The sequence below is a fragment of the Pyxidicoccus sp. MSG2 genome, from assembly GCF_026626705.1.
GTDB lineage: Bacteria > Myxococcota > Myxococcia > Myxococcales > Myxococcaceae > Myxococcus.
On sequence record NZ_JAPNKC010000001.1, the window covers coordinates 2,481,477 to 2,495,923 of the forward strand.

At 68.9% G+C, this 14,447-nt stretch carries 12 protein-coding genes; 4 read left to right on the forward strand and 8 right to left on the reverse strand.

From position 1 onward, the window contains the following. The first annotated feature begins 104 nt into the window (after positions 1-104). Positions 105-506, forward strand: a complete 402-nt coding sequence (locus tag OV427_RS08845) for a hypothetical protein (protein ID WP_267855674.1) — start codon at positions 105-107, stop codon at positions 504-506. A gap of 24 nt (positions 507-530) precedes the next feature. Next, a complete protein-coding gene (locus OV427_RS08850) occupies positions 531-1,070 on the forward strand; it encodes a hypothetical protein (protein WP_267855675.1) in 540 nt (179 codons plus the stop codon). Between the two features lie 10 nt (positions 1,071-1,080). Here the strand turns inward: OV427_RS08850 and OV427_RS08855 are convergent, their stop codons facing one another. From OV427_RS08855 to OV427_RS08885, 7 genes are all read right to left on the reverse strand, one after another. Continuing rightward, positions 1,081-3,138: a membrane dipeptidase gene (locus OV427_RS08855; protein ID WP_267855676.1), complete on the reverse strand. Its 2,058-nt coding sequence runs from the start codon at positions 3,136-3,138 to the stop codon at positions 1,081-1,083. 23 nt (positions 3,139-3,161) lie between these two features. Continuing rightward, a complete protein-coding gene (locus tag OV427_RS08860; RefSeq protein WP_267855677.1) occupies positions 3,162-5,399 on the reverse strand; it encodes an RCC1-like domain-containing protein in 2,238 nt (745 codons plus the stop codon). Positions 5,400-5,585: 186 nt separating this feature from the next. Then, positions 5,586-7,025 carry a serine/threonine protein kinase gene (locus OV427_RS08865; protein ID WP_267855678.1) on the reverse strand — a complete coding sequence of 480 codons (1,440 nt, stop codon included), beginning with the start codon at positions 7,023-7,025 and terminating at the stop codon, positions 5,586-5,588. Between the two features lie 183 nt (positions 7,026-7,208). Beyond that, positions 7,209-7,967, reverse strand: a complete 759-nt coding sequence (locus tag OV427_RS08870; protein WP_267855679.1) for an ABC transporter ATP-binding protein — start codon at positions 7,965-7,967, stop codon at positions 7,209-7,211. After that, positions 7,964-8,938, reverse strand: coding sequence for an iron chelate uptake ABC transporter family permease subunit (locus OV427_RS08875; RefSeq protein WP_267855680.1), 975 nt, complete (start codon positions 8,936-8,938; stop codon positions 7,964-7,966). The genes OV427_RS08870 and OV427_RS08875 overlap by 4 nt, the downstream gene beginning before the upstream one ends. Continuing rightward, positions 8,928-9,887 carry an ABC transporter permease gene (locus tag OV427_RS08880; RefSeq protein ID WP_267855681.1) on the reverse strand — a complete coding sequence of 320 codons (960 nt, stop codon included), beginning with the start codon at positions 9,885-9,887 and terminating at the stop codon, positions 8,928-8,930. The genes OV427_RS08875 and OV427_RS08880 overlap by 11 nt, the downstream gene beginning before the upstream one ends. 15 nt (positions 9,888-9,902) lie before the next feature. Next, entirely contained in the window at positions 9,903-10,907 is a 1,005-nt protein-coding gene (locus tag OV427_RS08885; protein WP_267855682.1) for a siderophore ABC transporter substrate-binding protein, read from the reverse strand. A 230-nt stretch (positions 10,908-11,137) separates the two neighbouring features. On the opposite strand from OV427_RS08885, the gene OV427_RS08890 reads away from it, so the two are divergent. Then, complete coding sequence (locus OV427_RS08890) at positions 11,138-12,625, forward strand: PDZ domain-containing protein (RefSeq protein ID WP_267855683.1); 1,488 nt, start codon at positions 11,138-11,140, stop codon at positions 12,623-12,625. Positions 12,626-12,728: 103 nt separating this feature from the next. Here the strand turns inward: OV427_RS08890 and OV427_RS08895 are convergent, their stop codons facing one another. After that, a complete protein-coding gene (locus tag OV427_RS08895; protein ID WP_267855684.1) occupies positions 12,729-13,343 on the reverse strand; it encodes a glutathione S-transferase family protein in 615 nt (204 codons plus the stop codon). Between the two features lie 103 nt (positions 13,344-13,446). On the opposite strand from OV427_RS08895, the gene OV427_RS08900 reads away from it, so the two are divergent. After that, the gene (locus OV427_RS08900; RefSeq protein WP_267855685.1) at positions 13,447-14,382 is read left to right on the forward strand and encodes a LysR family transcriptional regulator; all 936 of its coding nucleotides are present in this window, start codon (positions 13,447-13,449) and stop codon (positions 14,380-14,382) included. The last annotated feature ends 65 nt before the right edge of the window (positions 14,383-14,447 follow it).

The window sequence follows — 14,447 nt, forward strand, 5'->3', positions numbered from 1 at the left end:
GTCCGTGACATTTGACACCTGTCCGGACGCCTGTTCCCATCGAGGAGCTCGGAATGCCCGAGGAGAAGGCCAGCCATCCAGGCTGTCCAGGCGGAGGAAGCCACGTGAAGACGAAGAACCTGCTGGCGGGTTGCGTGCTGGTTGGGCTGATGGCGGGCACTGCGGCATGGGCAGGGCTGAAGGAAACCAACCTCGTCGCGGTCTACAATGACGGTCTCACTGGCACTGCCTATGGGTCCTATGGCTCGGCTCGCGCCAGCGCCGATTCGATGCAATACATCGGCTGCACCCTGAGGGCGTACAGCAATGGCACCAATCGCATCTCCTGCGAGGCACGGGACGCGAATGGCAACGCGGGGTATTGCACGTCCTCCTCGCCTGGGATGGTGAACGCGATCATGTCCCAGTCGGGTGACGCGTACCTCTACTTCCAATGGGACAAGACCGGTACCTGCACGCACCTCTTCGTGAGCACGCTGTCGTCGCAGACTCCGCTCCAGCCGTAGCAACGTCGCCGCCAGGAGCCTTCCTTGCCGCTGACCTCGTTGAAACAGGCGCTGCCGATACTGCTCGCGACGCTCATGCTGGGCGTCGCCCTGGGATGGTTCGCCGGGCGCGCCGCACCTCCTCCCGACCCGCGAACTGACGAGGTGCTGCGCCATCTCGAAGGACAGCAAGCGCTGCTGGAGGCGCTCCCGGCGCGGCTGGCGGCTCAGGCTGCCTCGCAACAGGTGAGGTGCGCGGTGGCCTCCTCCTCCGGTGCCGGAGTGGATGCCGCCGAGCTGCGGGCGGAGCTGGCACGGCTGCGGGAGGAGTCGGGGGGCACGGCTCGGAGCGAGCCACCCCGGAAGCCCGAGCCGTCACCCCAGGCAGTGGCCGCGCAACGGCAGGGTCACCAGCTCATCGAGGACGCCACACGCTCCGGCCAATGGAGGGCCGAGGACGCACAGGCCCTGCGACAGCTGCTCATCGACATGAACGATGCCCAGCGCGACGAAGTCACCCAGCGGCTCGTCGTGCAGCTCAACGAGGGCAAGCTGAAGACCCTGGTTCGGGGCCCCATCTTCTAGCCGCCTGGCACTACGGCACGGTGGCGCCCCTGGCCTCGGCGCGCTCCCAGACCTGGATGTAGCCCTCGGCCGAGTTCATCAGCGGATCCAGGTCCAGGCTCCGGAGGCCCTGGCGGTGCAGGTCCGCGATGAAGTCCGGGAGCATGCCGACGTGCGCCAGGCCATCCTCGTTGATGTCGAAGACCTTGTTGCCCACCACGCTGCGCTCCAGCTTCGTGGGGCTGTTCTCCACCGCGATGCTCAGCGGGTAGCGCGTGCGGGCCACCTGCTGGGCGGAGCTGCCGCCGTGGCACGCCTCGCCGCCGAAGCGCGGGCCCGGCAGGCCGGCCAGGCCGTTGAAGTCCGTGCCGAAGCCCACCGCCATCCCGCTCTGCTGCTGCGTGAGATAGAGGTACGCCTGCGCCCAGCTCTGTGAGGTGTTGCCGCACTGGTGCTCCACCACCGGCTGGCCCGAGCCGCGCCAGGTGGGTACCTCGTCTCGCGAGCCCTGCTCCACGATGAGCGACACCATGCCTCCCACGTTGCGGATGCGCTGGAGCTGCGCGGCCTTGAGGCTGCCCTCGTGACGCTTGCCGCCGCGGGCCGTGTCGAACAGCGTGGTGTGGCCGCTCACCACCGGGTAGCCGTAGGGCTCCACCATCGCCAGCGTGTCGTCGAAGGCCAGCTTCGACATGTGGTCGATGTCGATGAGCATCTTCCGGCGCATCATCCCGCGCACCAGCGTGCGGCCCAGGCTCGTGAGCCCCTGCGCGCCGCAGATGGGAGCCCGGGTGATGTCCCGCTTGTACTCGTAGCCCTCCTGGGAGCAGTCGCGCGAGTCGCCCTCGGTGATGAGGTTGGTGAGCGCCGGTCCGCCGAAGGCGTTCTGCTTGAAGTGGACGGGGAACAGGTGACGCAGGCCCAGCGCCTGGTAGGAGTCCAGCCGCGACTCCACGTACTCGGCCGTGCACGAGCCGCCGCGGCGACAGTCGAAGAGGTAGTCCACCTCCGCGCCCAGCACCACCGCCAGCTTGCCCTGGGCGATGACGGCGCGAGCCTCCGCCGGCGACTTCACGATGCGGTACCAGCCCTGCCCCGCGCCTCCGGCCTTCGAGTCGATGTAGCTCTGCATGGTGTAGGCCTCGGCGACCTGCAGATCCACCGCCTCCATGTCCTCGCCAGTGCGGCCCGGCGCCTTCTCCGCGTAGATGGGGGCGCCGAGCAGGTCCTGGTTGTTGACGGCCAGCATCACCATCAGCCGCAGCCCCCCCTGCACGGCGCGGTAGAGCCAGTCCTCGTACATGGACTGGTGGGTGTAGCTGTTCCAGCGCGGCCAGCCGTCGTACTGCGGGTAGCCGCCCACCAGGTGCCCCACGCCGCCGGTGCCATAGCCCAGGGTGGCCATGATGCTGCCGAAGGAGTCTCGCGTGCCCCCAGGCCCGTGGACGCTGTTGCACCAGGGCAGCGCGGTGGACAGGGGACCATGGGCCTTGCCGAAGAAGGCCTTGCCCCCGAAGGCCAGGTTGGCGAACTGGTGCGAGTGCAGATCCGCGAAGCCCTTCACGGGCGCCTTGCAGTAACAGGTGACGGCGGTGTCTCCCTGGTCGGCGGCCACATCATCGCAGGACAGACAGGAGCCCGCGTGCGGGCCGCTCGTGACCTGGCCCTTCACGCACGCGCCGCGCTGGCCCCAGTTGGCGTCGCGGTTGGCGCAGAAGGCATCGCAGCTCACCGCCCCGTTGTTGCCTGGCTTCGAAAAGGTGCCCGCGGGGGGAGTGGAGCTGCACTCCGTCACCGGGGAGCAGGCGGTATCGCCCACCTCGAACTCGCCCCACATGCCGGAAGTGCCCTTGTTCACGCAGCGGGTGGGGTGCAGGAAGGCATAACCAGACACGGTGGCGCCGGTGGCCTGGCACGCGCTCTCCCACGAGGTGTTGGGCGGCACGTTCAGCAACTGCGCCGAGTACTGGCGCCGGCCCGAGTCCGTGCACCGGTCCTTCTGGAACGTGCCCCAATAGGGAGCGGCGACTGCCGAGGAGGCGGTACACAGCATCCACCCCAACACGGTGAAGCGAAGCATGCTCGTCATGTGGTGACTCCAGGGGCCGCGCATCACCAGAGCTGGAGCGGCGTCGGGGAGAATCCCGACTTGCCGTTTCCAAACTGTCCGTAGAGGTTCAAGCCCCAGGCGTAGACGGTGCCATTCGCCCGCACCGCCAGCGAGTGATAGTGGCCCGCGGACAGGGCCACCACGCCGGGGAAGCCCGGCACCTTGACCGCCGTCACGCGGGTGGTCCGCGTCGCGTCCCCCAACTGGCCATAGGTATTGATGCCCCAGGCCGAGAGGGTGCCATCCGATATCAGGGCCAACGAGTAGCGCTCGCCCGCCGCCAGGGCCGTCGCCCCGGCGACGCCTGGCACCTGGACGGGCAGCAGTCGCCGGGTCACCGTCCCGTCCCCCAGCTGGCCATAGGCATTGTCGCCCCAGGCCCACACGGTGCCCCCCGTCTTCACCGCCAGCGAGTGGTCGGGGCCCGCCGCCAGGGCCACCGCGCCGGTGAGGCTCGTCACCCGGACCGGCGCCAGCCGCTGGGTGGTCGTCCCATTTCCCAGCTGGCCATAGCTGTTGGAGCCCCAGGCCCAGACGCTGCCGTCCGACCTCAGCGCCAGCGCGTGGGATGCGCCGGGGGCCGTCGCCACGGCCGTCACTCCGGTGAGGCCGGACACCTGGACGGGCGTCGACCGGGAGATGCCCGTTCCATCCCCCACCTGGCCCTGCGAGTTGGCGCCCCAGGCCCAGAGGGTGCCGTCCGTCTTCAGCGCCAGCGAGAAGCCGCTGCCCACGGCCACGGCCCTCACGCCGGTGAGCCCCGCCACCTGGATGGGAACCGGGCTCGCGGTGGTGCTCCCATCGCCCAGCTGCCCCTGGGCATTGTCGCCCCAGGCCCAGACGGTGCCGTCCGTCTTCACCGCCAGCGAGTGGGATCTCCCCGTCGACACGTCGGCGACACCCGTGAGCCCGGGGACCTGGGTGGGCGTCACCTGCCGCGTGACGGTTCCATCTCCCAGCTGCCCCGAGCTGTTGTTCCCGGAGCTCCAGACGGTGCCGTCCGTCTTCAACACCAGCGAGTGATACAGGCCTCCCACGGCCCGCTGGGCGCCGGTGAACTGGGTGGCGGAGGGGTACGCAGCCTCGGCGGCGCCCAGGTTCCCGTACTCCAACGTGTCGTGACGGCCCCAGGCCCAGGCGGTGCCGTCCTGCTTCAGCACCAGTGAGTGATAGCGGCCCACCCCCAGGGCCGTCACGTTGGTGAGGCCCGACACCTGCGTGGGCGTCAGCTTGATGCCGCCGGTCCCATCTCCCATCAGCCCATAGGAGTTGCTGCCCCAGGCCCAGACGGTGCCGTCCGTCTTCAACGCCACCGAATAGTGTTCGCCCGAGTCCATGAACGCGACGCCGGTGAGGCCGGGAATCTGCGTGGGCGTCAGCCGCCGGCTCATCGTCGCATCCCCGAGCCCGAGCACGCCGTACAGGTTGTCACCCCAGACCCAGGCGGTGCCATCCGACTTCACCGCCATGACGTGGGAGTGACCTGCATTCAAGACCACCACGCCGGTGAGACCCGGCACCTGCGCGGGCGTCAGCCGGCTCGTGGTCGTCCCATTCCCCAGCTGCCCGTACGTGTTGTCGCCCCAGGCCCAGACGGTGCCGTCCGCCCTCAGCGCCACCGAGAAGGCATAGCCTCCCGACACGGCCGTCGCCAGGGACAGGCCCGGCACCTGCGCGGGCGTCAGCCGCTGGGTGGTCGTCCCATCCCCGAGCTGCCCCTCGGTATTGCGCCCCCAGGCCCAGACGGTGCCGTCCGACTTCAGCGCCAGCGAGTGACTGAAGCTCCCCGCCAGGGCCGCCACGCCGGTGAGGCCCGGCACCTGCTTGGGCGAAAGCCGCCCGGTGGTCGTGCCATCACCCAACTGCCCGTAGGTGTTGTAGCCCCACACCCACGCGGTGCCATCCGCTCTCCGCGCGAGCGAGTAGCCGCTGCCCACCGCCACCGCCGTCACGCCGGTGAGGCCCGGCACCTGCGCGGGCGTCCCCCGGTGGGTGGTCGTCCCATCCCCGAGGTCTCCTCCATAGTTGATGCCCCAGGACCACACCGACCCGTCCGGCTTCAACACCAGGTTGTGGGACTCCACCGCGAGCGTGCCCTGCGCCGCCAGTCTCCACTGCTGCGTCCGTCCCTCCTCCGTGCCCGGGAGCGGCTCCCCGTCCCCACAGCTGAACCCCGCCACCACGCACACCAGCCAGACGGCCCTGACGACAGAGGACACGGCGTGATTCCTTGCGCTCATGGACACCCTCCTGGAGGTACGGCGGGCATTTCCGTACTCCAGTTGCACCTTCAACAGGAAGGGCCATCCCGATTTTTCTGTATGTGATTCCAGCCGCGCGCCGACTTCTTCCGTATCACTGTCGCGGATGAGGTCCGCGGCGACAGTGACCTCAGGGCACGGCCTTTCTCACCGCGGCCCTACCCGCTATGGAGCGTCGTCGCGATCCGTGGGTCCTGAGGTGGAAGGGCGTGGCAGTGCCATGATAGGGACGTAGCACGCGCCCCTGTACGCAAAGCCGTCCGCGGCTCCGCATGCCTTCAAATCCACAGACAACTTCACCCAGCAGCCGCCGTTGATTGCGACCAGTTCCTTACCAGGGCATCGGCCTTCACCATCGGGTCTGCGCTGAGCTGGGAAGGGCTTCGGCGGCAACTCAGCCCGGATGGACGACCACATGGAGGGTGCGCGCTCGGAAGCGACGGGTGCCGTCAGCGCGACGTCTCCGACGGCGACCGCGCCTCCATCCTTCGCCTCTTCCCTCTCCGCGACGTGTGTCTTCTCGAACGGCTCGATGGACCACGTGCTCAACAACACTCCCGCGCCAAGGGCCAGGGATGCACCGAAGCTGGCCGCCACGAACCGTGGCCGCCTCGCCACGCGATGAGGTGGCTGCACCGTGACGCGCTGGAGCGGAGGAAAGAGGCCCGCGGGCCTCGCCTCCTCCCCGGTGAAGAGAGGCACGTCCGCTTCAGGCCCCGCCTTCCGTGCGGCCTGATCCAGCGCTTCGGCCACCTCCTTCGCACTGCCCCGCGCCTCCAGTTGAGGCGAGAGCATCCGGGACACCAGGGCGCTCAGCTCCGGAACACAGCGGGCGTTGCTCGTGCTGGCAGTCCAGAGCGCCAGCTTCTCCGGGTGCCAGAGCCAGGCGTCTTCGGCACGCGGATACGTCGCGGGAGGGTACTTGCCGGTGACGAGCCGGTAGGCCGTGACACCCAGGGCGAAGACGTCATCGGCGGGGCCGGGCGCATAGGCGGCGGGGGGAGGCTTGCCGGAGCGCAGCAGCACGAAGCGCCAGGCCTCGGGAGCGCGGTAGACGGGAGTGTCGGGAGGAAACAGCTGATACGTCAGCGTGGAAGCGCCCAGGTGGTGCCCCGAGCCGAAGTCCATGAGGAAGGGCTGTCCGTCCGCACGTCGCACCCGGACGTTTTCACCCTTCACATCCCGGTGGAGGCCTCCGGCCGAATGAGTGGCGTCCAGTGCCCGCGCCAACCGGGCAAGGAGGAGGAGCACCTGCCGTGACGACGGGCGCTGCGCCACGGCCCAGTCATAGAGCGGCACGCCCTCGACCCATTCCATGACGAGCCAGGCGTGGGACGCGCCGTCGCGTTGCTGCCACTGTCCGTGGTCGAAGAGACGCGGAACAGCGGGATGGTGGACGCGGGAGAGCAGCTCGGCCTCACGTACGAAGCGGGCATTGCCGGGGTGCAGGGCCAGCTTGAAGGCCACGACGCCCGGAGTTTCCTCCAGGCTCTCGGCCCGGTAGACAACGCCATAGGTGCCCAGGCCGCACTGCTCCAGCAGTCGCCAGCGGCCGATGACCGTCCCCGGGGGCCGGCTTGTCGGATTGAGGTATTCGGACTCCATGAATTGCCTCGCAGGCGGTCCACTCCGCGCACGGTCAGACTACTCGCAAGGTCCTCGACACCCAAGGCAATCCGTCAGGTGGACCGTGGCATGAGCCGGCTCGTCGACCCCGTCGCCTGCTGGGCAGCATGGGTCGGAGTCGTGTGAGCGAAGCCGGGGCCAGCTCCCGTCGTCCGGGCGACGTCAGCGATAGTGCGTGGCAATCCAGTCGCCGTCGATGCGCTGGATGGAGATGTCCAGGTCATACACGGCCCGCAGAACCTCCGGCCGCATGATTTGCTCGGGGCGTCCCTGGAAGGTGACCTTGCCATCGCGCATCGCGATGAGGTGGTCCGAGTAGCAGGACGCGAAGTTCAGGTCGTGCAGCACCATGACGATGCTCTTCTCGAGCGTGTCGACCGCGGTGCGCAGCTGCTTCATCATCGCCACCGAGTGCTTCAGGTCCAGGCCATTGAGCGGCTCGTCCAGCAGGACGTAATCCGTGTCCTGGCAGAGCACCATGGCCACGAAGGCGCGCTGGCGCTGGCCGCCGGACAGCTCGTCCAGGAAGCGCTCGGCGAGCGCATCCAGGCCCATGTGGTGGATGGCCCGCTCCACGTGCTCGCGGTCCTGCACCGTGGGCCGCCCCTTGGAGTGCGGGTAGCGGCCGAACGTCACCAGCTCCCGCACGGTGAGCCGCGACGTCAGGTGGTTGTCCTGCCGCAGGATGGCCAGCCTGCGGGCGAGCACGTCCCCCGGCGTGGTGCGGACATCCAGCCCATCCACCAACACGGTGCCCGACGACATCGGCAGCACCCGGCTGACCATCGACAGCAGCGTCGACTTGCCCGCGCCGTTCGGCCCGATGATGGAAGTGATTCCCCCGACGGGCAGCCGCAGGGTGACGTCGTCGACGACGAGCGTATCGCCGTAGCGCTTGGTGACGTTCCTCGCCTCGATCATACCGGCGCCTTCCTCATGAGCATCGAGATGAACACCAGCCCGCCCACGAACTCGATGATGACGCGGGGGTTGGTGTTGAAAGCGAAGACCTGCTCCAGGATGAACTGCCCGGCGACCAGGCACACCCCGGCGACGAGCGCGGCGGCGGGCAGGACGAGCGCGTGCCGGTACGTGCGCACCAGCGCATGAGCCAGGTTGGAGACCAGGAGGCCGAAGAAGGTCACCGGCCCCACCAGCGCGCTGGACACCGAGACGAGGATGGCCACCAGCACCAGGATGATGGCCGCCGTGCGCTGGTGGTCCACACCCAGGTTGACGGACATCTCCCGGCCCAGCACCAGGACATCGAAGGTCTCGAGCATCCGGAACCCCACGATGGACACGCCCAGCGTCAGCAGGAACGAGACGAGCAACAGCTCCTGGTCCGGGTTGTTGAAGCTCGCGAAGAACCGGTCCTGGAGGAAGATGAACTCGTTGGGGTCGATGAGGCGCTGGAGGAAGGACGCGAGGCTGCGGAAGAGCACGCCCAGCACCACGCCCGTCAGCAGCACCAGGTGCAGGCTGCGCCCTCCCCCACCGAAGAGCCCCCAGTACAGGACTGCCGAGAAGGCCACCATGATGAGGATTTCGGCGCCGAACAGCAGCCGGGGGTCCAGGCTCGCCACCGTGCCGGAGCCCAGGAAGTAGAGCAGGCACGTCTGGATGAAGACGTAGAGGTTGTCGAACCCCAGGATGGCGGGCGTCAGCACGCGGTTGCCCGACACCGTCTGGAACAGCACCGTGGAGACGGCGATGGCGTAGCCCACCAACAGCGCCGTCGCCAGCTTCCGCCCACGGAAGGGCAGGACGAAGTCCCACTGGCCGCTCGCGTCGAACAGCAGGAACAGCAGGGCGCAGGCCATCGTCGTGCAGCCGAGGATGAACAGCGTGCGCTCGGGGCGCCGCGCCACCGCGACGCTCTCAGCCGACACGGGCGTCCCTCCGCAAGAGGAAATAGAGGAAGAGCACACTGCCGACGACGCCGGCGATGGTCGCCCCCGGAATTTCGTAGGGGAAGCGCACCACGCGGCCGAGGATGTCACACAGCAGCACGAAGCCCGCGCCGCCGACCGCCACCCACGGAATGGACCGGCGCGCGTTGTCGCCCGTGAACAGGCTGACGAGGTTGGGGACCAGCAGCCCGAGGAAGGGGACCATGCCCACGGTGACGACCACCATGGCGGTGACCAGGGAGACGATGACCAGCCCGAGCGCCATGATGCGCGAGTAGTTCATGCCCAGGTTGGTGGTGAAGGCCTCCCCCATGCCCGCCACGGTGAAGCGGTCCGCCGCGACATAGGCGCAGCACGTCAGCCCCAGCGTCACCCAGAGCAGCTCGTAGCGCCCTCGCAGGACGTTGGAGAAGTCGCCCGTCTTCCAGGCGTTGACGGACTGAAGCAGGTCCATCCGGTAGGCGTAGAAGGTCGTGATGGAGTCGAAGACGCTGCCCAGCACCAGTCCCACCAGGGGAACGATGAGGACCGAGCGCAGCGGGATGCGGCGCAGGATGAGCAGGAACAGGGCGGTGCCCGCCAGGGCGAAGACGGCCGCCACGAGCATCTTCCCGAGCACGGGAAGCTGAGGGGCCAGGAGGGTGGCGGCCAGGAGGCCCAGGCTCGCGGACTCCGCGGACCCCGCCGTCGCCGGGTCCACGAAGCGGTTGCGCACGAGCATCTGCAGGATGAGCCCCGCCACGCCCAGGGACGTGCCCACCAGCATGACGGCCAGCATCCGGGGAATCCGGCTGATGACCAGGACCTGGAGGGCCTGCTCGTCAGCGCTCGGAGAGAAGAGCGAGTGCCACGACACGTTGCTGACGCCGATGAGCAGACTGCCCAGCGCCAGCAGCACGATGACGATGACGGCGACGAGGAGGCGCATCGATGCCCGGGCCGATCAGGGGGCCCGTGCGGAATAGGCTTCCGCCACCTGGTCTCGCAGGCGGCTCACCGCCTGGATGCCACCGCCGATGAGGTAGGCGTTCAGCGGGTCCAGGTAGACGACCTGTCCCTTGGTCCAGGCCGTCGTCTGGCGCACCAGCTCGTTGTCGAGCACCTGCTTCGCCCCACCCTGCTGGCCCATGCTCGCGTCGCGGTCAATCACGAACAGCCAGTCCGGGTTCTTCTCCCGGATGAACTCCGAGCCGATGGCCTCGCCGTGCAGCGACGCGTTGAGCCCCTCGGCGGCCACGGGCACGCCGAAGTCCTCGTGCAGGACGCCGAAGCGCGAGCCCGGGCCATAGGCGCTGACGCGGCCGCCCGTGACGAGGACCACCAGGCCCTTGCCGCGGCTGGCCGTCGTCTCCTTCAGCTTCGCGAGGGACTGGCGCAGCCCGTCCACGAGCTCGCGAGCCTTCTCTTCCTTGCCGAAGATGTGCGCCAGCATCTGCGTGTTGGCGACCACGGTGTCGATGTAGTGCACCCCGCCCATGGGCACGTCCACCGTGGGGGCGATGCGCGCGAGGCTCGCGTACTTCGCGCTGGAGCGGCCGCCGGTGATGATGAGGTCCGGGCGCGCGGCGTGGATGGCCTCGTAGTCGGGCTCGAAGAGCGTGCCCATGCGCGGGTACTTCGCGTCGGCGAACGGGGCCAGGTGCAGGGGGAACTGGTCCCCCGCGACGCCGACCACCTCCACGCCCAGCGCCTGGAGGATGTCCAGGGCCGCCAGGTCGAAGACGATGACGCGCTGGGGATTGAGTGGAACGACGGACGTCCCCTGCGCGTGCTGGACGGTGACGGTCGCCTTCTTCGCCGCGGCTTCGGGCGAGAGGGCTTCCGCCACCGGCGCGGACTCCCTGGAGGAGGGCTGCTGAAGCTTCACGGCCACGCCGATGACGGCCACCACGGCGACGACACCGAGAATCGCGAAGAGGGGAAACGGACGCCTGCCTGATGTGCTCACGGTTTCTTCCAGCCAGTGCTCGCGGAACGGACGCGAGAGGTTGCTCGACAGCGCGGCCCACATAGCAGCCCGTGGGCGGACTCGCACTACTTGATTTTGCAAATCAATATCGCAAGATGGGTACGGTCGCCACTTCAGCTCGTATGGCGACGAGAAGGCGTCCCCCTGTCCCGCATTGAGCGTGTGGCGACCTGCACGCTACGCTGCGCGGACCCTGGGGGAACGGCTCGATGGATCCGCTGCTCGCAACACTGCTCTGCGCTTCACTGGCGCTCGCCTTCGCCTCCGTGTGGCAATCGGGGCCGCCAGCCATCGGAGGCGCGGGGTTCGGACTGAAACAGGCGCCTGACGGACGCGTCCTCATCGACGCACTCGCGCCAGGGGGCCCTGCCGACCTCGCGGGCCTCCGCCCCGGTGACTGGCTCATCGCCGTCAATGGCATCCCCGTCGCCAGCTTGAGTGGCACCCAGCTCGTGGATGCCATCCGCGGCCCCGTGGGCTCACAACTCCTGCTGGTCTACGCACGCGGGAATGCCCAGCCTGGCCAGGTCGTGGTGACTCGCGCGGCACTCGGCGCACCGCCCGGCGCTCAGCCCCTCCCGTTCCATCCGGCTCCGCCCCACGCGCCACCCCCGCCTGGAGCCGCGCCCCGACCCCTGCCCTTCCATCCCCCCGCGCCAGACGCGCCGATGCGGCCTTCGGCTCCGCCCCCTCCCGGCGCGCTGCGGCTCCTGCCCAGGACTCTCGAGGACCCCGCCGCTGGTGGCCGCACCGCCCTGCACTTCCTCGTCCCCGAGGGGTGGCAGGCCCAGGGCCACATCGCGTGGCTGCACGAGCTCAGCGTCCTGGCCAACCTGCGCCTGCGCCTGTCGGACCCTCGCACCGGCATCACCGTCGAGTGGCTGCCGACCATGCACTTCGCCTACACGAACCAGCTCCCGGGGCTCGCGTACCCCGGTCAGAACTGGATGGGCGCCCTCTTCGCTCCGCCCGAGTCGGACCCCGCGCGCTTCGTCGAGGGCTTCTGGGCGCCCCAGGCTCTGTCACACCTGCGAGGCCGCCCGCCCGTCGCGCGTCAGGACTTCCCGCGCCTGGCGCAGCTCGCCATCGCGAAGGACCCGGGTTGGCAGGCCCAGACGGTGCGCCTGCGCTACACCTTCGACATGCAAGGACAGCCGTGGGAGGAGGACGTCGCCTTCACGCTCGCATATGCGCCCATGGCGGGAGGCATGGCGATGTGGAACGTGCAGTCCGCCACCACCTGCCGCGCGCCCCGCGGCGAGCTGGACCGCAACGCCGCCCTCCTCGAGGCCGTGCGCCAGAACGCGCACTTCACGCCGGAGTGGCTCGCCACCTACTCCGTCGTCCGCCAGCTCTTCCGCCAGGGCCTCGCCCAGCAGATGGCGGACACCGCCGCCTTCGGCCGGGCCCTCCAGCAATACAACGCCCACATCCAGCAGCTCGGCCAGCAACTGCACGAGGAGCGCATGCACTCCTTCGACCGCATCGCCGAGAGCCAGCGCGAGTACCTCGCGGGCGTGGAGACCTTCACCAATCCCTACACCCAGCAAGGCATGTACCTGCCCGCCGGATACACCGAGCAGTGGATGAACGCCCGGGGCGAGGTCGTCCTCTCCCCCTCCCCGGGCTTCAATCCCAACGCGGGCGATACCACCCACTGGCTCAAGCTGGAGCGCCGGGACCCGATGCGCTCCTGATGCACCCCACCGCGCGCGTGTCATGGAAGAAGCCCAGGACCACGAACCGGCCGTCCTTCCAGGTTCGAGCATCCGGAGAGCCCGCGACCTGAGTGGACGGGGCTCACCCCGAGACGGCCTTCCGCACCGCCGGGCGTTGCGAGTGGCGCTTGACGTACTCCACCAGCCTCGGGTGTCCATCGAGCAGCCTGAGCGTGTTCGCCAGGTGGAGGATGGACGCCATCACCACATCGGCGGCGGTGAATGCGCCTCCCACGAGGAACTCCCGGCCGTCGAGGCCCACGTGGATGACTTCGAGCACGGCCCCGAGGCGAGCCCTGTGTTTCGCCAGCGCTTCATCCGAGTGCGCGGAGGCCTGCTTCTCCTCTGCCGCCCGCGCATGCCAGTAGAACTCCATCACCACGGAATCGAGGCTCATCTCCGCGAAGACCATCCACCGGTAATAGGGACCTCGCTCCGCGGAGCCCACCGGCGGCGCCAGGTGCTTCTCCGGGAACCGGTCGGCCAGATGGAGGCAGATGGACAGTGACTCGAGCAACGTGACGTCCCCATCCACCAGGGCGGGGACTTCACCCAGCGGGTGCACCGCCAGGTATTCGGGGGTGCTGTTCTCCTGTCGTGCGAGGTCGAGCCTGACCAGCTCGTAGTGCACGCCAAGCTCCTCCAGCAGCCAGCGGGCACGGACCGCGCGGGTCCGGGGGGCAAAGTAGAGCTTCATGGGTGCGCTCCTGAGGTTCGCGGGAGGCGGCAACATGACGCGGGAGGGGGGCTCCGACAATGTGGCCCCGGGCGAACTCATTGTCAGGCTAGGCTTGACGGTCATGATTCCACCCGCCGACATGATGTTGTTCGCCGCGGTCGTTCGTGAGGAGAGCTTCACCCGGGCCGCGCGCAAGCTCGGCATCACCAAGCAGACCATCAGCGAGCGCATCAGCAAGTTGGAGGAGCGGCTCGGGGTGCGGCTCCTGGAGCGAACCACGCGGCGCCTGCGGGTCACCGGGCCCGGAGCGACGTACTACGAGCGCTGCGCCGCCATCGCCGAGCAGATCGACGAGGCCAACAGTGAAGTGCAACAGCGGCAGGCGGAGCCCGTCGGCCTGCTGCGAGTCTCCTCGCCGGTGCTCTACGGGCGGCGCTACCTGATGCCGGTGATTTCGAAGTACCTCGCCCGCCATCCCCAGGCGCGCGTGGAGCTGGTGCTGGCGGACCGCCGTATCCACCTCATTGAAGAGGGGCTGGATGTCGCGATTCACATCGGCCCGCTCGACGACTCGTCGCTCGTGGCGCGAAAGCTCGGCGAGGGTGCGATCCATTTCGTGGCGAGCCCCCGCTTCCTGGCGAAGTACGGCACACCGAGCGCCCGGGAGCTCCGCTCCGCGCGCTGCATTGGCTTCAATGCGTTCGAGACGTGGAAGGCGGAGGGGGTGGAGTCTCGAATCGATCCGGTCCTGACGGTGAATGACCTCGAGCTCGCATGCGAGGCGGCCATCGCCGGGGTCGGCATTGCGCGCGTCCCGGCCATCCTCTGTCGGGATGCAGTCCGTGACGGCCGGCTGAAGGTCCTCTTCGGTCCGAAGCCCGCGGCGATGCGGGCCATTCACGTCGTCTACCCGAGCCGGATGAATCTTCCGGCAAAGGTCCGGCTCTTCGTGGATGCATTGGCAACGCTGGCCGAGCCGGCGCTGCCGCTGCGCGGCGGGTCGCGGCTGACGGCCTCCGCACCGCGCTCCGTAGGACTCGCGAAACCCCGCAGGTGAACTGACGTGAGCGGAAGCGGCCCACGCCGCGACGCAGCCACCGAAGCTACCCACGTGCGGTAGAA